This window comes from Ensifer sp. Root558 (assembly GCF_001427045.1).
Classification (GTDB): Bacteria; Pseudomonadota; Alphaproteobacteria; order Rhizobiales; family Rhizobiaceae; genus Ensifer; species Ensifer adhaerens.
On the sequence record NZ_LMGC01000016.1, the window covers coordinates 18,670 to 36,472 of the forward strand.

Consider the following 17,803-nt stretch of genomic DNA (forward strand, 5'->3'; position numbering starts at 1 on the left):
GGCATTCGTCGGTTATTCGGCTGCGTGCACGATCGCATCCCTGTGAAACTCTTCCCGGTAGGGCTTCGCGGTCGCCGGCAACTTGCGCTTCAGGAAGTAATCTTCGTTCCGCAACTGTCGCAGAAAGGCCGGGATCATTTCGCGGTAGCCGTCCAGCATCGACGGGTTCGGCTCCGGCAGATCATGCTTGATCATGGCGTGCAGCTTCGGCAGCGCGTGATAAGGCACCATCGGGAACATGTGGTGTTCCACATGGTAGTTCATGTTCCAATAGACGAAGCGGCTCACCGGGTTCATGTAGACTGTGCGGCTGTTCAGCCGATGGTCGGTCACGTTGTCGGCAAGACCGCCATGCTGCAGCAACCCAGTCAGCACATGGTGCCAGGCGCCATAGAGCCTCGGCAGACCGATCAGCATCAGCGGCAGGATCGAACCGAGATAGAAACAGGCGGCAATCGTCGCGGCATAGATCGCAAACCAGATGCGCGCGACCAGGATCGCCTTCGGCTGCTCCATTTCAGGGATGAAAGTCGCTTCCTCGGCGCTGATGATGCCGAACGTGTTGCGCACCATGTCGATCATCGCGTGCCAAACGTCGAGCACACCGAAGAAATTGAGGACGAGGCGCAGGAGATCCGGCGGCCGCATGACCGCGATTTCGGGATCCCGGCCGACGATCACCGTATCCGTATGGTGACGCGTGTGGCTCCAGCGCCAAGTGACCGGATTGCGCATGATCATGAAGCAGGCGATCTGGTAGACGGCATCGTTCATCCACATCGTCTTGAACGCCGTGCCATGGCCGCATTCATGCCAGCGGCTATCGGAGGCGGAACCGTAGAGAACGCCATAGGCAAGGAAGAACGGAACGGCCCACCACGTGCCCCAGAGGGTGATGCCGAGTGCACCGAACAGAACGAGACAACCGAGCCAGATCGCAGTGTCGCGGATGGCCGGCCCATCCTCGCGCTTCATCAGTTCCTTCATCTGCTTGCGCGGAATGTCGGTGTGATACCACTCTGCGGCCGAGAGACCGTTGGCGACCGCCGCCTGGGCATCCCGGCCAAGCAGGCTGTAGTCTCGCTTCGTCGGCATCATCGTCATTTGCGCTCCTCCCCGCGGTCCGACCCGATCTGGCCGGAGACGTCTTATGTCGTGCAATGACGATAGGTTGACTTTTGCCAGGTCTCAATGCAGCAATGAAATATTCTTTCAAATGTTGTCATAACCCGCATTTCACGCGTGATACAAACCTATCAGGAGCCACGATGAGCAACCGTCCGACCATTGCCGACCTTGCGCGCACTGCCGGCGTCAGCGTCGCCACCGTCGACCGCGTACTCAACGGGCGCCATCCCGTGCGTGAGGAGACCGCGCGCCGGGTCTATGAGGCTGCTAAATCAATCGGCTATCACGCCGTGGGCTTGATCCGGCAGCGCGTCTTTGAGGACCTGCCGCAATACAGGCTTGGCTTTGTGCTGCAAAAGCCGGAGCAGGCCTTCTATCAAACGGTTGCGAAGGAAATCGAAAACGCGGCACTGTCGCTGTCGCATGCCCGCGTCTTCGCCCAGGTCGATTTCGTGGCAAATTCCACCCCATCGGCCATAACGGAAAAGCTTCGGGCCGCTGCGACGCGGAACCAAGCCATTGCGCTCGTCGCTCCCGACTACCCGGCCGTGACCACCGCGATAGAAGAACTCAAGGAACGCGGCATTCCGGTCTTCTCCCTGCTTTCGGATTTTGCCGCCGGCGTTCGCGAGGGCTATGTCGGCCTCAACAATCACAAGGTCGGCCGCACGGCCGCGTGGATGATCACCAAGGCGGCCAAACGCCCCGGCAAGGTCGCTGCCTTCGTCGGCAGCCATCGCTTTCTCGGCCACGAGCTTCGGGAAATTGGCTTTCGCTCCTATTTCCGTGAGCACGCGCCGGATTTCGAAGTGCTGGATACGATGGTTAACCTCGACACGGCCGAGATCACCCATGAAGCTACGCTCAATCTGCTGCAGCGCCACCCGGACCTGATCGGCTTTTATGTCTGCGGCGGCGGCATGGAAGGGGCGATCTCGGCGATCCGCGAGGAAAAGCTTGAGGGAAAACTGATCGCGGTCGTCAACGAGCTGACACCGGATTCCCGTGCGGCCCTTGGCGACGATGTCGTGACCCTGGCGATATCGACCCCGACGGCCGCCCTCGCGCGCGAAACGATCAACCTGATGATCCAGGCGATAGACAAGGGCCCGACCGGAGCGCCGGGGCAAACCTTCTTGCCGTTCGACCTCTTCACACCGGAAAATATCTAGGCAGATGGTGGTTCATGAGAATGACGGCGCTACGCCTCGCGCCGCGTCTGTGCAATTTCTTTCACAAGGTAATCAATGGCCGCCAGTGTATCCAACTGCACCCATGTCTCAGGATGGCGATACACTGGATAGAGACTTAAAGCCGCAAAGGTGAGTTGATCGAGCGTTGGGCGCGCCGCCGACCTTCGACGCAAGGTGCTTTGCGAAGCCTTGCCCGATCGGTCGTCGGTAAGACCCCAGCCCGCATAAAAAGGCGTTGCATAGCAACGGACAGGCAATCCCCGCAAAAGCGCATCGAAGCCCATTTGGCTGGACACCGTCCAGACCTCATCTACGATTTCGAGGATTGAGGCGGCAGAGACCTTGTCCGCCATCAAGATGATCCCGGGCGTTTTGGCAGCCCGCTCTGTCATGTAGCCGCGCCTATGGCCGGCGATCACATCTGGATGTGTCCGAACAACGCACTGAGCGCCGCTAGCGAGGGCATCATCCAACATCCGATGAAAGGACGCCGGCGATCCGAGCGCCTTTGCAACGGAAACATCCCCGTACACTTGATCCACGAGCAGCACCCTGCGCCGGTTAGTGCGTTCAATGCGCGGACTATGGTGGGGCAAGCTGTTGTATTTAGAAAGCTTGTTCGCCACCAGGGCCTCCCGGATGGCGGCACCCGTGTTTGTGAACTCCGTACGACCCGCTTCGGCGATCAACAACTCTAGACGCGAGGCACGACCCGCTTCGACCGGAAGCGCTTTGTCGTCGATAACAATCGAAATCGGCACACTGCCTTCCTTGCCCAGACCCACGGAGCGTAGAAAGCCATCTTCGAGGTGCCAATGCGGCAGACCTCTGAGGCGTGCAATACGGATAGCTGCCTTTGCCGGCAACCGACCGCCCCAAGAGACGATCCCGTCGAGTGAAGATGACAGCGTCGAATGAAGCGGCGCATCCCCGAAGTAGTTCCGCAGCCAGGGGAATGCCTGGTGCACGAAAAAGGATGCCCCTATTCTGGAACCCCATCTCGGGTGCCAGGGGCGCGTTGTTTCTGGCGATACTTCGTCCAGCTCGTTCATCCCTTTGTCTCAAGCCGCTAAAATTCTCAACTTCGTCCGGCCAAAAACCATCTCCCCTTCAGAAATGCAATTGCCAACTTGAACCAGGAGCGATCGGAGATCTCTTAACCACTGGGAAGCATGTCAGAGAGAATTTGGTACCCACGCAGGAATGAGAGAATTCCATCACTGACGAAAGACAATCTTGCAGCAATGCAAGGCCTTTTCGCGCTGTGCTCTTTGACTGCGCTCCGACAGTTGGTGAATTGTCCGCAAGGTTATAAATGGAATGAACGTTCCATTTATAACCCATAGCCACCCCACTGGAGGAGACATTCCCGTGACCGCCCTGCCCTTCGCCCTCAATCACATGACGACGCCGAATCTACCGCTTGGCGACTTTTTCCAACTCGCCAAATCGCTCGGCATGACCTCTGTCGAAATCCGCAACGATCTCACCGGTAACGCCATCCTGGACGGCACGCCGGCGAAGGATGTCGCCGCCCTCGCCGGCCGTCACGGCATCACGATCATCTCGATCAATGCCCTTCAACGTTTCAACGAATGGAACGAGACCCGTCAGGCCGAAGCCGAAGAACTGATCGCCTATGCGCGCGACTGCGGCGCCAAGGCCCTTGTCCTAGTTCCCGTCAACGATGGCACGGGCCAGGCCGATGGCGAGCGTCAGGCAAATCTTCGCAAAGCTCTTTCCGCACTGAAGCCGATGCTCGAAAAGGCCGAAATCATCGGCCTCGTCGAACCGCTCGGCTTCGAGATCTGCTCGTTGCGCTCGAAGACGGAGGCTGTTGAGGCCATCAAGGCCGTCGACGGTGAGAAGACCTTCCGCCTGGTGCACGACACGTTCCACCACCACCTCGCCGGCGAGCCTGCAATCTATCCTGAGATGACCGGCCTCATCCACATTTCCGGGGTCGCGGATGAACGTGTCGCGGTGGCGAACCTGCGTGATTCGCACCGCGTCCTCGTCGATCGGAGCGACCTGCTCGACAACGTCGGACAGATTCGGCGCCTGCGCGCGGCGGGCTATGCAGGGCCACTCTCCTTTGAGCCATTTGCCGCCGAAGTCCACGGATTGGCGGATCCCGCCGCCGCGGTGGGACAGAGCGTGGATTACATCCGAAGCCATATCTAAGCTCCCCCGGCGCGAGGCCGGCAAATCAACAGTGGGCGCCGCATCAGGCCTTGACGGCGCCCGTATAAAATGGAATACATATTCCGTAATCGCAATTTGCTGGTTCGTTTATTCCGTTTTATTCAAAAGCGCAGCGGGAGTGCCGCTTTTGAAATGAATGAGCGCAATCCGGCATTGCGTCCCCGGCAGGAGAAGGTGTCGCCGGGCACCATTGTGGAGGAGAAAGACAATGAAGAAATTCGTGCTCAGCACAGCGCTGGCTGTGATGATGTCGACGGCAGCCCATGCCGAGACCATCGGCGTATCCATGGCCCTTTTCGACGACAACTTCCTGACGGTCTTGCGCAACGGCATGTCCGACTACGCCAAGACGCTCGATGGCGTCGAACTGCAGATCGAAGACGCGCAGAACGACGTCTCCAAGCAGCAGAGTCAGATCCAGAACTTCATCGCCGCCGGCGTGACCGCGATCATCGTCAACCCGGTTGATACCGATGCGACGGCTGCCATGTCAAAGATCGCAGCGGATGCCGGCATCCCGCTCGTCTACGTCAACCGCGAACCGGTCAACGTTGACACGCTGCCGGAAAAACAGGCTTTCGTGGCATCGAACGAGCAGGAATCCGGCACGCTGCAGACGCAGGAAATCTGCAAGATGCTCGGCGGCAAGGGCAAGGCCGTCGTGATGATGGGCGAACTGTCCAACCAGGCCGCCCGCATGCGCACCAAGGACATCCACGACGTGCTTGCCACCGACCAGTGCAAGGGCATTGAGATTGTCGAGGAGCAGACGGCCAACTGGTCGCGCACGCAAGGCTCGGACCTCTTGACGAACTGGCTTTCGGCCGGGCTTGAGTTCGACGCCGTCATCTCCAACAACGACGAAATGGCGATCGGCGCGATCCAGGCGCTAAAGGCCGCCGGTCGTTCGATGGACAGCGTCGTCATCGGCGGTATCGACGCGACGCAGGACGCTCTGGCAGCCATGGCTGCCGGCGACCTTGACGTCACGGTGTTCCAGAACGCCGCCGGCCAGGGCAAGGGCTCGGTCGACGCCGCGCTGAAGCTCGCAAAGGGCGAAGCGGTCGACAAGAAGGTCTACATTCCCTTCGAACTCGTCACCAAGGACAACCTCGACAAGTACCAGGCGAAGAACTGATCGCCACAGTCGGGAGCGCGGGCAAACCCGCGCTCCCCCTTTAAAATACAGGTCCGTCAGCAAATGCCGGCGTCCAATGGATGCCGCATGCGGTAAAATGGGCTGGTCACCCGCCAGCGACGAGGACTTTCCGCGACAGCCGGAAACGACGGGGAGGCAAGGAACATGACGCTCAGTCCGACAACGATGGCAGCCGTGCGCGCCAGCGGCGCGGTACCCAAAGCCGAATATCTTCTTTCTGCAGAAGGCATCCGCAAGGAATTCCCGGGTGTCGTCGCGCTCGACGATGTCGAGTTCAAGCTGAAGCGCGGTACGGTCCATGCGCTGATGGGCGAAAACGGCGCCGGCAAGTCGACGCTGATGAAGATCCTCGCCGGCATCTACACGCCCGACAAGGGCGACGTGAAGCTTAAAGGTGTCGAAATCCGGCTGAAGTCGCCGCTCGATGCGCTCGAAAACGGCATCGCCATGATCCATCAGGAACTGAACCTGATGCCGTTCATGACCGTGGCGGAGAATATCTGGATCCGCCGCGAACCGAAGAACCGCTTCGGCTTCGTCGATCACGGCGAAATGAACCGCATAACCGCGCGTCTCTTCGACCGCCTGAAAATCAAGATCGATCCTGAAATCGAAGTGCGTCACTTGTCGGTGGCCAACCGGCAGATGGTCGAGATCGCCAAGGCGGTCTCCTACGAATCCGACGTGTTGATCATGGACGAGCCGACGTCTGCGCTGACCGAGCGCGAGGTCGCGCACCTTTTCGAAATCATCCGGGATCTGCGCGAACAGGGCATCGGCATCGTCTACATCACCCACAAGATGAACGAGCTGTTCGAGATCGCCGACGAATTCTCGGTTTTCCGCGACGGCAAGTTTATCGGCACCCACGCCTCAAGCGACGTTACCCGCGACGACATCATCCGCATGATGGTTGGTCGCGAGATCACCCAGATGTTTCCGAAGGAGGAGGTTCCGATCGGCGACGTCGTGCTGTCGGTGAAGAACCTGGCGCTTGACGGCGTCTTCCGCGACGTCTCCTTCGACGTCCGCGCCGGCGAAATCCTTGGGCTTGCCGGCCTCGTCGGCTCCGGCCGCTCGAATGTCGCTGAAACCCTCTTCGGCGTGACCCCGGCAAGCTCCGGCACGATTTCGATCGACGGAAGGACCCTTTCGATCGACAGTCCGAACACGGCGATCAGGAACCGCATGGCGTTTCTCACGGAAGATCGCAAGGACACCGGCTGTCTCCTGATCCTCGATATTCTCGAAAACATGCAGATCGCCGTGCTTCAGGACCGCTTCGTCAAGGGCGGCTTCGTCACCGAAAGACAGGTCACTGCGGCCTGCGAAGAGATGAGCCGAAAGCTGCGTGTCAAGACGCCGAACCTGCAGGAGCGCATCGAGAACCTCTCGGGCGGCAACCAGCAGAAGGTGTTGATCGGCCGCTGGCTGCTCACCAACCCGCGCATCCTGATCCTCGACGAGCCGACACGCGGCATTGATGTCGGCGCCAAGGCGGAAATTCACCGTCTCGTCACCGAACTCGCGCGCAACGGCGTCGCCGTCATCATGATCTCTTCGGAGATGCCCGAAGTGCTCGGTATGAGCGACCGCATCATGGTCATGCACGAGGGCCGCGTCACCGGCTTCCTCGACAGGGCCGAAGCAACCCAGATCAAGGTCATGGAGCTCGCCGCGAGCTGAGCGGGAAACGACCCCAAAGGGAGGACTGAAAATGGATACCAATGTCGCCGCACAGGGAGCGAGCGCACCGCTCTCAGGGACAAGGCGCCGCTTGCCGCCTGAATTCAACATCTTCCTGGTCTTGATCGGCATCGCGCTGGTCTATGAGATCCTCGGCTGGATTTTCGTCGGCCAGAGCTTCCTCATGAACCCGCAGCGCCTGACGATCATGATCCTGCAAGTGTCCGTGATTGGCATCATCGCCGTCGGCGTCACCCAGGTCATCATAACGGGCGGCATCGACCTTTCCTCCGGCTCCGTCGTCGGCATGACGGCGATGATCTCGGCAAGCGTCGCCCAGGCCTCCACCTGGCCGCGCGCGCTCTATCCGTCCTTGACCGATATGCCGGCGATCGTCCCGATCGGGCTTGGCATCGGCATCGGGCTACTCGCCGGCTTTATCAACGGCCAGCTGATTGCCCGCACGAAGATCCCGCCCTTCATCGCCACGCTCGGCATGATGGTTTCGGCACGCGGCATTTCCAAGTGGTACACCAAGGGCCAGCCGGTCTCGGGTCTCACCGATCAGTTCAACTTCATCGGAACCGGCATCTGGCCCGTCATCGTCTTCCTGGTCGTCGCGCTCATCTTCCACATCGCGCTGCGCTACACTCGCTACGGCAAGTTCACCTATGCGATCGGCGCCAATGTGCAGGCAGCCCGTGTCTCCGGCATCAATGTCGAGGCGCATTTGATCAAGGTCTATGCCATCGCCGGCATGCTGGCGGGCCTCGCCGGTGTCGTCACGGCTGCCCGTGCGCAGACAGCACAGGCCGGCATGGGCGTCATGTACGAACTCGACGCGATCGCCGCGACCGTTATCGGCGGAACCTCGCTGACGGGTGGCGTCGGCCGGGTCACCGGCACGGTCATAGGCACCATCATCCTTGGCGTCATGACCTCAGGCTTCACCTTCCTTCGGGTCGACGCCTACTACCAGGAAATCGTCAAGGGCCTGATCATCGTCGCGGCTGTCGTGATCGACGTCTATCGACAGAAGAACCGCAAGAAGGCCTGAGTCCCAAAAGCAATACTCTCCTCCCAGTGAAGCCAACTGGCCGGGATGATGAAAGTCATCCCGGCATTTTATTTTGTTCAGAAGGCTATATCGCCAGGCTCAAGCCGTTTTCCACATATGCTTGGCGCGCAGGGCTGCCCCGGCGCACGCGCTCTGGCAAAGTCCTTGGCGATGCACTATAAGACAGGCGTTCAAAACTATTGGAGACTTCCCATGTTGTCGCAGCGCAAGCTTGCGAGCCAGTTTCAGCCGCGTTTCGTTCTTCAGCTTTGGAACGCGATGCTGCGGGTACAGACCCGCGAGACAGCTTCCTTCTTCGGCCACCGCGGCCGCTAAGCAAGACCCCAAAAAACCTGAATTGCCCCAGCCGCGTGAGCGTGTCGCCCGACCGCTCGCAGATGGCTTTCGCTCAACCGGCCCGCATTTGGCGGCGCTGGGCTGAGCCTATTCGTGCTTAGCCCTCTGGAAAGCGGATGGTCACCTTGAGGCCGCGGCCGTCAGCCCCCTCACTGAGGCTGGTTGTCGCGCCGTAAAGCTCGGCAATCTCTTCGACGATCGGCAGCCCGAGCCCTGAGCCGGGCGCGTCACTGCCGCCACGCTCGAAACGCCTGAGCACCGTCTCGTGCAATTCCGGCCGAATGCCCGGTCCGTTATCCTCCACCTCCAGCGACACCGAACCGTCCCGCGCAAAGACACGGCTCGTCACTTCTGCACCGCGACCGGCATAAAGCAGCGCGTTGCCGATCAGGTTCTTGAGCAGTTCACCGATGAGCAACGGCTCGGCACGGATGAAAGCCTCACCACCACCGTCAAAGCCGAGATCGATATCCGCGTCGCCGGCCGCCGGCACATGCTCTGCCGTTATCTCCCGCACCAGTTCGACCAAATCGATGCGCTCCAGCGAACGTGCCTCATCCTTGCCGGCAGCATCGATCTTCGCCATCAGCAGCAGCTGCCCCAGAATGCGTTCGGCACTGGCAACCGCTTCGTCGGCCTTTTTCACCGCGCCATGCGTCTCCTCTATAGAACCGGCGCGCTGCGCCAAGGCGAGCTGTGTCCGGATGATGGCGAGTGGCGTGCGAAGCTGGTGACTGGCATTGCCGGTAAAATTGCGAAGCGCATCAAGCGCCGACTGCAAGCGCCCCATGAAGGAATTGACGGTATCGACGAGGCCCTGAACCTCGTTCGGCACCCTCTCGCCGATCGGATGCAGATCGTCGGGACTGCGCTCCGAAATCGCATCGCCCAATCGGTAGAGCGGCCGCAAGGAAAACGTAACCGCGATCCAGACGATCACCGCCGCACCGGCTATCATCATGCCGAGGCGGAGCGCCGACCGCACCAGGATCGTCTGCGCCAGATGTCGGCGCGCAATTGTCGTTTCGGCAACCGTGACCACGAAGGGCACGGAATTGATGCCGGTTGACGCGGAGCGGCGAAGGGCGGCAATGCGGATCGGTTCGCCGCGGAAGATCGAATCCGCAAATGTGGTCGATGCGCCGGGCTCCTCCGCCAGCGACGGCAGCGTCTGGTAGCCGGTGATGAACTGGCCGGGCGGGCCGTCGACCCGGTAGAACACCCGGTCCTGCGCGGCCGACGTCAGCATTTCCAGCGCGACATAGGGGATGTCGACTTCGAGCGACCCGTCTTCCGCCACGACCACGCGCTCGGCGATTGCCAGCGCCGAGCCGGCAAGCACCCGATCGGAAACGACGTTGGCGGTCGTCACGGCCTCCCGATAGGTATCCATCAGTGCAATGACCCCGATCACTACCGTCGAGATCAACAGCCAGCCAAGCAGCCGCCGGCGGAGGGAATAGACCGTCGTCCTCATTCCGGCCCGGCCGCTTTGTCGAGATAGTAGCCGATGCCGCGGGCGGTGCGCACGGTCAGCCCATGCGGTGCGAGCCGCTTGCGCAGCCGGCTGACATATTGCTCGATCGCGTTGGAGCTCAAGTCGTCGTCGAACCCTGTCAGCGACTGCATGATCGCATCCTTGGCGACCACCTTGCCGGCACGCATGAACAGAAGCTCAAGAAGTCCGAGCTCGCGCGCCGGGATCTCGATCGGCGCGCCGCCGGACGAGAAGCTGCGGGTGTTGAGATCGAGTGACACATTGCCGTAACTGACGGTCGAGGCCCTGAGGCCCGCCTGACGGCGCAAGAGCACGCGCACGCGCGCTTCGAGCTCGCCGACGTCGAAAGGTTTGATCATGTAGTCGTCGGCGCCGAGGTCGAGCCCCTTGATCCGCTCTTCGGGCGCGCCCCTTGCCGTCAGGATCAAGACCGCGGCGCGGTTCTGGCGAGCACGCATCGCCCTCAGCACATCGAGGCCATCCATTTCCGGCAGATTGAGATCGAGAATGACAAGATCGAACGTTTCGGTGGCGGCCACCGCATGCGCCGACGCACCGTCACTGACGACGTCAACGGCATAGCCACTGCCGCGCAAGATCGCCGACAGGCCCTCGGCCAGGTCCTGGTTGTCCTCAACAAGCAAGATACGCAATTATCATCACTCCCCCGACCACCTTATCCGCCGACGCCTTGCTTGTGAACGGTACGACACTGAGGCATTGTGGATTCATGCGGTTCTTGATTTCTTTTCTTTTTTTTGCTCTTTGTCCTCAGCTGCTCCTTGCGGCCCCTATCATATTCCCGGCCCTTTCCGGCAAAGCGGACGTGCGCACGCTGGTCGTCTATTCATCACTCGACGAGCCGCTCGCAAAGCCGATGATCATCGGTTTCCAGCGGGCCAATCCGGACGTTGCCGTGCGCTATGAGGACATGCTAACCGGAGAAATCTACGACCGCATCATCAAGGAGACCGACGCCGGAATGAATACGGCGGACTTCGCCTTTTCTTCCGCCATGGACCTGCAAGTCAAGCTCAGCAACGACGGTTACGCCCAGCGCAGCGACCTGCCGATGAGCGACCGCTGGCCCGCCTGGGCCAACTGGCGCAACACGGCTTATGCGCTGACCTTCGAGCCTGCCGTCTTCGTCTATCACAAGCCGAGCTTCACCAAGGAGAAACCGCCGTCGACGCGCGCGGAATTCGTCGATTACCTGAAGCGCCAGGGCGCGGCCGTCTTCGGCAGGATCGGAACCTATGACATCGAGCGGTCCGGCGTCGGCTTCCTCTTCATGTCGCGCGACCAGGAACAGTTCGGCGATATCTGGGATGTCATCCAGGCGATGGGGGCGGCCGGCGTCAAACTCTACTCGACGAGCGAAGCAATCCTCGAGCGTGTCGCCGACGGCCGCTTCGTGCTCGGCTACAACATCCTCGGATCCTATGCGGCGGACTGGGCGGCACGGCATCCGGATGTCGGCATCGTTCTGCCGAAGGATTATACCGTGGTGATGTCGCGCATCGGCCTCGTCCCGCAAGCTGCCGCCTCCCCCGACCTCGGCCGGCGCTACCTTGAATTCTTCATGTCGAAGGAAGGCCAGACGATTATGGCCCGGGAGTTGCAAATCCCGGCCGTCAGCCCAGAGGTCGCGGGTGAAAATACCGCCAACACCATGCAGGAGATGCTTGGCGGCCAGTTGCGCCCCGTCCCGGTAAGCCCGGGACTGATGGTCTATCTCGATCAGGTAAAGCGCTCACGGCTGATTGCCAAATGGAACGAGGTTCTGAGGCTCCATTGAAGACGACGGACCGGAAGCGCGGCGCTCCCGGTCCGATCGCAAATCCCGCCAGCTTCAGGCTTAAGCCTTGTTCCGCGTACGCCCGGACCGTAGGGCCTGCGCGGAAAGGTTCAGTTCGACCGCAGCAAGCACCAACGCCTTCAACGCCTCTTCGTCGATCGCCTCGCCCTCGTGGATATCGATGGCGCGCCGGACATTGCCGTCAAGGCTGGAATTGAAAAGACCTGCCGGATCGTCGAGTGCTGCCCCCTTGGCGAAAGTCATTTTCACAACCGCTTTATAGGTCTCGCCGGTACAGATGATGCCGGCATGCTCCCAGACCGGGACGCCTCGCCATTTCCATTCCTCGACGACGTCAGGATCCGCTTCCTTGATCATCTTGCGTATCTTCGCAAGCGTCGCACCGCGCCAGTCGCCAAGTTCCGCGATCCTCGCGTCAATCTGCCCGGAGGCAGAAGCGGCGGCTTCTGCCGCATCGTCGTTTTTCGCCTTGGTCGTCGCTTTTGCCATCGTATTTACTCTCCCATCATCCTTGCCGGAGCTCGCCTTCAGGCGGGGCCGGTGCAAACCGTCTTCGCCTTTGTCGGCGTTGCTCCTCATACCTAGGCTCGGGCCGACTGGCGGCAATATCCGAGCAACGATTCGTGGTCCCGTCGCGAAATCCAGTCGGGACCTGGCTCAATTTGAACGCCGGGAACCGGCAACATCGCCTGTCAGCGCATGCGAGAACCTAAAATTCCGTAAACCGTGCGACAGGATTTTCGCATTCGGGGCTTGATGTCAGCTAAATGTCAGCTTTCTATGGTGCCTTAAGGTCACTGGCACCCGTGGAGGCGGGCCGCCGGTTGCGTACTGGGAGGAAGCCACCAATCCGGTCAAGCGATAAGGGTCGAAAGAGCCCGTCGCCGTCTTCCCGTTCGCACACAGCAACAACGTGCGCGGTGAAAACGCGCCTCACGGAGGACTGACCTTGAAACATATTTTCCTCGCAACGATTCTCGCCGGTGCGATGTCGCTCCCGGCTGTTGCCGCTGATTACACGATCATTGCACCTGCAAACCCGGGCGGCGGCTGGGACCAGACGGCGCGTTCGCTGCAGACGGTCATGCAGCAGGAAGGCATCTCCGGCAACGTTCAGGTTCAGAACGTGCCGGGCGCCGGCGGCACCATCGGTCTCGCCCAGTTCGCAAGCCAGCAGAAGGGCAACCCGAACGCCCTGATCGTCGGCGGCTACGTCATGGTCGGTGCAATCCTCACCAACAAGTCCCCGGTCACTCTTAAGGACGTCACGCCGATCGCGCGTCTCACCGGCGAATACGAAGCGGTCGTCGTTCCGGCCTCGTCCGACATCAAGACCATGGGCGACCTCGTCGAAGCCCTGAAGAAGGATCCGGGCGCCGTGTCCTGGGCTGGCGGCTCGGCCGGCGGTACCGACCACATAGCCGTTGGCCTGATCGCCAAGGCGGCCGGCGTCGATCCGACCAAAATCAACTACATCGCCTATTCCGGCGGCGGTGAAGCGCTTGCTGCTATCCTCGGCAGCCAGGTTACCGCAGGTATCTCGGGCTACGGCGAGTTCGAATCGCAGGTCAAGGCCGGCACGCTCCGCCTGCTCGCCGTCTCCAGCGCCGAGCGCATTGCCGGCGTCGATGCTCCAACGCTGAAAGAATTGGGCGTTGACGTCGTCGTCGAGAACTGGCGCATGGTCGCAGCCGCTCCTGGCCTCTCGGACGAGCAGAAGGCCGCCGTTTCGGCCGATATCGAGAAGCTCGCGAAGTCCGCTGGCTGGCAGGAAGTCCTGAAGACCAAGGGCTGGCAGGACAGCTATCTCGCCGGCGATGCGTTCAAAGCCCAGCTCGACAAGGACGTTGCGGCGACCGAGGGCGTTCTCAAGGACATTGGACTGGTGAAATGATCAAGGGGCATCACCCTTCAACTGCAACGCGTCGCCCGGATCGGGCGGCGCTTTTCATCGCGGTGGTTCTCGCCGCTATCGCTGGACTCATTTTCTGGGATGTGTCGCGCCTGACGGGCGCTGCCGGCTACTCCCAGGTCGGGCCGACGACGGTCCCCTATGCGATCGCCTGCTGTCTTTTCGGCCTTGCGATCTGGACCGCGATCGAAGCGTTTCGCGGCGATTTTCCAGAGCGTGAGCACCAGGAAGTCGCTCCGGTTATCTGGATCGTCGGTGGTCTTGCCGCCCAGATGCTGCTGTTGAACATTGCAGGCTTCTCGATCGCCACCGGCATTCTGTTCGCGTTGACCGCACGCGGTTTCGGCAAGCGCAAGCTTTGGTTCTCGCTCCCCGTCGGCATTGCGATCTGCTTTGTCGTGTGGGTGATCTTCGCCAAGCTGCTGCTCCTGTCGCTGCCCGCGGGGCCGCTTGAACGCCTGTTCTTCTAAGAGGGCCGACGACCATGGCTACTTTTGAATTCCTGATGCAGGGATTGCTGGTTGCTGCGCAGCCAATGAACCTGCTCTACGCGCTGATCGGCGTAACGCTCGGCACGGCGGTCGGCGTCCTGCCCGGCATCGGCCCGGCACTGACCGTGGCGCTCCTGCTGCCGGTCACCTACCGTCTCGATCCCGGCGGCTCGCTGATCATGTTTGCCGGCATCTATTACGGCGGCATGTATGGCGGCTCGACCACGTCGATCCTGTTGAACACGCCCGGTGAAAGCGCCTCGATCGTGACTGCGCTCGAAGGCAACAAGATGGCGAGGGCGGGTCGCGGCGGGCCCGCACTGGCAACGGCCGCGATCGGCTCCTTCGTCGCCGGCCTGATCGCCACGCTTGCTCTTGCCTTCATCGCGCCTTACATCGTCAAGCTGGCCCTGGTTTTCGGTCCGCGCGAATATTTCGCGCTGATGGTTCTCGCCTTTGTCACCGTTTCCTCCGCCTTCGGCGACAGCACCCTTCGCGGTCTGACATCGCTGTTTGTCGGCCTGGCGCTTTCAGTCATCGGCATCGACCAACTGACCGGCCAGGCACGTCTTTCCTTTGGCGTTCCCGAATTGCTTGACGGCATCGAAGTCACGACGCTCGCCGTTGCCATGTTCGCCATCGGCGAGACGCTCTACATCGCTGCACAGGGCGACAAGGGGCCCGACAAGGTCGAGGCCGTCCGTGGCTCTGTATGGATGAATGCGGCCGACTGGGCACGCTCCTGGAAGGCGTGGCTGCGCGGTACCCTCATCGGCTTCCCGATCGGCGCCATGCCGGCTGGCGGCGCTGAGATCGGCACCTTCCTGTCCTACGCCACCGAAAAGCGTCTGACGAAGCATCCGGAAGAATTCGGCAATGGCGCGATCGAAGGCGTCGCCGGTCCGGAAGCGGCCAACAACGCCTCGGCCGCTGGCACGCTCGTGCCGCTCCTGACGCTTGGCCTGCCGACCACGGCAACCGCGGCGATCATGCTTGCCGGCTTCCAGCAGTATGGCCTCCAGCCCGGACCGCTGCTGTTTGCGACCAATCCGCAGCTCGTCTGGGGCCTGATCGCCAGCCTTCTGATCGCCAACTTCATGTTGCTGGTTCTGAACCTGCCGCTCATCGGTCTTTGGGTGAAGCTGCTGACAGTTCCGAAGCCTTGGCTCTATGCCGGCATCCTGCTGTTTGCCACGCTCGGCACGATCGGGGCCAACCCGTCGGTCTACGAGCTCGGCATGTTGCTCGCCTTCGGCCTGCTCGGTTACGCGATGCGCATCTTTGGATATCCGATCGCGCCTGTCGTCGTCGGCCTGATCCTGGGCCCGCTCGCCGAACAGCAGCTGCGCCGCGCGCTCGCGATCAGCCAAGGGGACTACTCGGTCCTGTTCACCTCGCCGATTGCCGCAGGCCTCCTGATCATCGCAACTGCAGCGCTGATCGTACCGCTCATCCTTCGCGCCCGCGGCCGCGGCGAAGTCCTTGCGCAGCTCGCCGCCAACGAAGACTAAGCCCCAAAACAATCGGGTCCGGAACCCCTTTCGGACCCGGTCGACATAGCGCCTCCTCCCAAGGCCTATCCGCAGGTCCGTCAGGTTTGAAAACCGACCGGGCCTGCTTCCTTTGCATGGCTGGCCTGCCCGATTGTGCATTGCAATAAGACTGGCCAGACCCCATCTTTTGCTCATCAAAGAGAAAACGAAAGCGAGCAAGAAGATGGCTACCACAACTTATCACAAGGGTTTCATCGGTCGTGCATTCGCAGTTCTCGGCGCTGCTAGCGCTGCCGCCGCCGCTGTCGAAGGTCACCGCCGCCCGAAGGCAAGCGAAACTTCCCGGACACGCGCCGCGGCTAACATATTCCAGCGCCCCGAGGGGCGCCTTATCCTCCCAAGGATAGAACGGCTCGGGGTCGAGAGACCACCGAGCCGTTGTATTTTCCGGCAGCCGGCATCTTCAGCCCCCGCCACTTCATAGACCCGGCTCAAGAGGGCAGACGGTCCGACGCCCACTCGTCCCAAGTTGAAGCAGCGTGCTTCCGTTGCATGGCTGGGGTGCTTCATTGTGCATTGCAAAAAGACCGACCAGACCTCATCTTTATTTCATCGAAGAGAAAACGAAAGCGAGCAAGAAGATGACTACCACAACCTATCACAAGGGTTTCATCGGTCGTGCATTCGCAGTTCTCGGCGCTGCTAGCGCTGCCGCCGCCGCTGTCGAAGGTCACCGCCGCCCGAAGGCAAGCGACGGCTAACAAATTCCAGCGCCCACGAGGGCGCCTTATCCTTCCAAGGATGATGAAGAACGGCTCGGGGGTCGAGAGACCACCGGGCCGTTGCTATTATGGAAAAGCGCGTCCCTCCTCGTCGGGGTTCGTCGAACGCCGTCAACGCGTTGGCGGCGTATGTAGGACATCAACGAGGCGTCGCGCGACGTCGCCTCACTTCTTCGCGCGATAGATCAATACCGGTATCGTGGAGTGAGCCAGCACCTTGGCAGCTACGCTGCCGAGCATCAGGCTTCCGACGCCACTGCGACCATGGGACGCCATGATGATGAGATCGGCATCTTTGTATATCGCCTGGTCGCAGATTGCGCGGTAGACCTCGTGGCTGCGGACCTGCTCCGTCTGGCACTCCACGCCTTCCGCCGCAGCCTTGCGCGCTAAAGCCGCGAGCATTTCCGCGGCATGTTTGCTGGCCAGCGCCTCGTATTCGGTGCGCGTGCTCGACAACTGCTCGGGATCGACCGAATAGAGATGGAATGGTTCGGTAACGGCAAGGATGTTCACTCGTGCGCCGACGTCCTTTGCAAAGGTTATGCCTGCATCGACAGCGATTGTTGCTAAGGGCGAGCCGTCGGTGGGTATGAGAATATTGCGAAACATGGGATCCTCCTCTTCCAAGCTCCAGAGGAAGCTTAATGCCTGGAGCGGCCTATTCCTTTGATCCCGATCAACGTTCCGGATTTCAGCAGGGAGGCGAATACTTAGCGACCTTTGTCGAAGCGGAAAAAATGTCGCAGTCGCCGCCGCAGGATGACGGACCAAGGCACCTCGGCATTGATCGCCTGGTAGCCAGCTTGTGTCAGCGAGAATTCAACGCGACCGCCATCTACCTCTCTTCGCGTGATGTATTGCATGTTCAGGGCGCGAAAGACCGCCGGGTGCAGTTCCGGTGGCCAGTAGATTTCATCTCCCGGCACCCGATAGGCGCCCGCGTTATAGAGCTCCTCAAGCACGTTCCTTAAATCACTGGCCAGCATTAGATGTTTATCCCGCGCAGCGTGTGGTGTGGTA

Annotated in this window: 17 protein-coding genes; 10 read left to right on the forward strand and 7 right to left on the reverse strand. The window is 60.9% G+C overall.

The genetic code is table 11. The features are described 5' to 3' along the window. Positions 1-12: 12 nt before the first annotated feature. The gene (locus ASD63_RS18350; protein WP_060529653.1) at positions 13-1,104 is read right to left on the reverse strand and encodes a fatty acid desaturase family protein; all 1,092 of its coding nucleotides are present in this window, start codon (positions 1,102-1,104) and stop codon (positions 13-15) included. A 164-nt stretch (positions 1,105-1,268) separates the two neighbouring features. Here ASD63_RS18350 and ASD63_RS18355 point away from each other — a divergent pair, with 164 nt between their 5' ends. Then, positions 1,269-2,300, forward strand: a complete 1,032-nt coding sequence (locus tag ASD63_RS18355) for a LacI family DNA-binding transcriptional regulator (protein ID WP_060529654.1) — start codon at positions 1,269-1,271, stop codon at positions 2,298-2,300. 29 nt (positions 2,301-2,329) lie between these two features. Here ASD63_RS18355 and ASD63_RS18360 read toward each other — a convergent pair whose 3' ends face one another. Then, positions 2,330-3,373 (reverse strand): capsular biosynthesis protein, encoded by a 1,044-nt coding sequence (locus ASD63_RS18360; RefSeq protein WP_060529655.1) that lies wholly within the window; start codon positions 3,371-3,373, stop codon positions 2,330-2,332. 319 nt (positions 3,374-3,692) lie between these two features. On the opposite strand from ASD63_RS18360, the gene ASD63_RS18365 reads away from it, so the two are divergent. The 5 genes from ASD63_RS18365 to ASD63_RS36655 all read left to right on the forward strand — a co-directional run bounded on the left by ASD63_RS18365 (position 3,693) and on the right by ASD63_RS36655 (position 8,764). Continuing rightward, positions 3,693-4,505: a TIM barrel protein gene (locus tag ASD63_RS18365; protein WP_060529656.1), complete on the forward strand. Its 813-nt coding sequence runs from the start codon at positions 3,693-3,695 to the stop codon at positions 4,503-4,505. A gap of 229 nt (positions 4,506-4,734) precedes the next feature. Continuing rightward, the gene (locus ASD63_RS18370) at positions 4,735-5,664 is read left to right on the forward strand and encodes a sugar ABC transporter substrate-binding protein (protein ID WP_060529657.1); all 930 of its coding nucleotides are present in this window, start codon (positions 4,735-4,737) and stop codon (positions 5,662-5,664) included. A gap of 165 nt (positions 5,665-5,829) precedes the next feature. Then, positions 5,830-7,371, forward strand: coding sequence for a sugar ABC transporter ATP-binding protein (locus ASD63_RS18375; protein WP_060529658.1), 1,542 nt, complete (start codon positions 5,830-5,832; stop codon positions 7,369-7,371). Between the two features lie 31 nt (positions 7,372-7,402). Further along, positions 7,403-8,428, forward strand: a complete 1,026-nt coding sequence (locus ASD63_RS18380) for an ABC transporter permease (protein WP_034800589.1) — start codon at positions 7,403-7,405, stop codon at positions 8,426-8,428. Between the two features lie 213 nt (positions 8,429-8,641). Beyond that, positions 8,642-8,764 (forward strand): hypothetical protein, encoded by a 123-nt coding sequence (locus tag ASD63_RS36655; protein WP_255381084.1) that lies wholly within the window; start codon positions 8,642-8,644, stop codon positions 8,762-8,764. Between the two features lie 118 nt (positions 8,765-8,882). Here ASD63_RS36655 and ASD63_RS18390 read toward each other — a convergent pair whose 3' ends face one another. Beyond that, on the reverse strand, positions 8,883-10,262 hold the full coding sequence (locus ASD63_RS18390) for a sensor histidine kinase (RefSeq protein WP_060529659.1): 1,380 nt from the start codon (positions 10,260-10,262) through the stop codon (positions 8,883-8,885). After that, entirely contained in the window at positions 10,259-10,936 is a 678-nt protein-coding gene (locus tag ASD63_RS18395) for a response regulator transcription factor (protein ID WP_034800583.1), read from the reverse strand. Before ASD63_RS18395 ends, ASD63_RS18390 begins: the two co-directional genes overlap by 4 nt. Positions 10,937-11,013: 77 nt before the next feature. Here ASD63_RS18395 and ASD63_RS18400 point away from each other — a divergent pair, with 77 nt between their 5' ends. Continuing rightward, positions 11,014-12,081 carry an ABC transporter substrate-binding protein gene (locus tag ASD63_RS18400; protein WP_060529660.1) on the forward strand — a complete coding sequence of 356 codons (1,068 nt, stop codon included), beginning with the start codon at positions 11,014-11,016 and terminating at the stop codon, positions 12,079-12,081. A 60-nt stretch (positions 12,082-12,141) separates the two neighbouring features. Here the strand turns inward: ASD63_RS18400 and ASD63_RS18405 are convergent, their stop codons facing one another. Beyond that, on the reverse strand, positions 12,142-12,591 hold the full coding sequence (locus ASD63_RS18405) for a DUF1801 domain-containing protein (RefSeq protein WP_060529662.1): 450 nt from the start codon (positions 12,589-12,591) through the stop codon (positions 12,142-12,144). A 460-nt stretch (positions 12,592-13,051) separates the two neighbouring features. On the opposite strand from ASD63_RS18405, the gene ASD63_RS18410 reads away from it, so the two are divergent. From ASD63_RS18410 to ASD63_RS18420, 3 genes are read left to right on the forward strand one after another with little or no spacing between them, the layout of a single operon-like run. Next, positions 13,052-13,996 carry a tripartite tricarboxylate transporter substrate binding protein gene (locus ASD63_RS18410; RefSeq protein WP_060529664.1) on the forward strand — a complete coding sequence of 315 codons (945 nt, stop codon included), beginning with the start codon at positions 13,052-13,054 and terminating at the stop codon, positions 13,994-13,996. Beyond that, positions 13,993-14,484 carry a tripartite tricarboxylate transporter TctB family protein gene (locus ASD63_RS18415; RefSeq protein ID WP_034800575.1) on the forward strand — a complete coding sequence of 164 codons (492 nt, stop codon included), beginning with the start codon at positions 13,993-13,995 and terminating at the stop codon, positions 14,482-14,484. Before ASD63_RS18410 ends, ASD63_RS18415 begins: the two co-directional genes overlap by 4 nt. A 14-nt stretch (positions 14,485-14,498) precedes the next feature. After that, positions 14,499-16,016, forward strand: coding sequence for a tripartite tricarboxylate transporter permease (locus ASD63_RS18420; protein ID WP_060529666.1), 1,518 nt, complete (start codon positions 14,499-14,501; stop codon positions 16,014-16,016). Positions 16,017-16,945: 929 nt separating this feature from the next. Here ASD63_RS18420 and ASD63_RS18430 read toward each other — a convergent pair. Further along, on the reverse strand, positions 16,946-17,392 hold the full coding sequence (locus ASD63_RS18430) for a universal stress protein (RefSeq protein ID WP_060529669.1): 447 nt from the start codon (positions 17,390-17,392) through the stop codon (positions 16,946-16,948). A gap of 101 nt (positions 17,393-17,493) precedes the next feature. Further along, complete coding sequence (locus tag ASD63_RS18435; RefSeq protein ID WP_060529671.1) at positions 17,494-17,769, reverse strand: hypothetical protein; 276 nt, start codon at positions 17,767-17,769, stop codon at positions 17,494-17,496. Positions 17,770-17,803 lie beyond the last annotated feature (34 nt).

Excerpts from the sequence above, each read along its gene's own strand:
- ASD63_RS18350 (WP_060529653.1), bottom strand. The coding sequence starts at position 1,104 with ATGACGATGATGCCGACGAAGCGAGACTACAGCCTGCTTGGCCGGGAT.
- ASD63_RS18355 (WP_060529654.1), top strand. The coding sequence starts at position 1,269 with ATGAGCAACCGTCCGACCATTGCCGACCTTGCGCGCACTGCCGGCGTC.
- ASD63_RS18360 (WP_060529655.1), bottom strand. The coding sequence starts at position 3,373 with ATGAACGAGCTGGACGAAGTATCGCCAGAAACAACGCGCCCCTGGCAC.
- ASD63_RS18370 (WP_060529657.1), top strand. The coding sequence starts at position 4,735 with ATGAAGAAATTCGTGCTCAGCACAGCGCTGGCTGTGATGATGTCGACG.
- ASD63_RS18375 (WP_060529658.1), top strand. The coding sequence starts at position 5,830 with ATGACGCTCAGTCCGACAACGATGGCAGCCGTGCGCGCCAGCGGCGCG.
- ASD63_RS18380 (WP_034800589.1), top strand. The coding sequence starts at position 7,403 with ATGGATACCAATGTCGCCGCACAGGGAGCGAGCGCACCGCTCTCAGGG.
- ASD63_RS36655 (WP_255381084.1), top strand. The coding sequence starts at position 8,642 with ATGTTGTCGCAGCGCAAGCTTGCGAGCCAGTTTCAGCCGCGTTTCGTT.
- ASD63_RS18390 (WP_060529659.1), bottom strand. The coding sequence starts at position 10,262 with ATGAGGACGACGGTCTATTCCCTCCGCCGGCGGCTGCTTGGCTGGCTG.
- ASD63_RS18400 (WP_060529660.1), top strand. The coding sequence starts at position 11,014 with ATGCGGTTCTTGATTTCTTTTCTTTTTTTTGCTCTTTGTCCTCAGCTG.
- ASD63_RS18405 (WP_060529662.1), bottom strand. The coding sequence starts at position 12,591 with ATGGCAAAAGCGACGACCAAGGCGAAAAACGACGATGCGGCAGAAGCC.
- ASD63_RS18415 (WP_034800575.1), top strand. The coding sequence starts at position 13,993 with ATGATCAAGGGGCATCACCCTTCAACTGCAACGCGTCGCCCGGATCGG.
- ASD63_RS18420 (WP_060529666.1), top strand. The coding sequence starts at position 14,499 with ATGGCTACTTTTGAATTCCTGATGCAGGGATTGCTGGTTGCTGCGCAG.
- ASD63_RS18430 (WP_060529669.1), bottom strand. The coding sequence starts at position 17,392 with ATGTTTCGCAATATTCTCATACCCACCGACGGCTCGCCCTTAGCAACA.
- ASD63_RS18435 (WP_060529671.1), bottom strand. The coding sequence starts at position 17,769 with ATGCTGGCCAGTGATTTAAGGAACGTGCTTGAGGAGCTCTATAACGCG.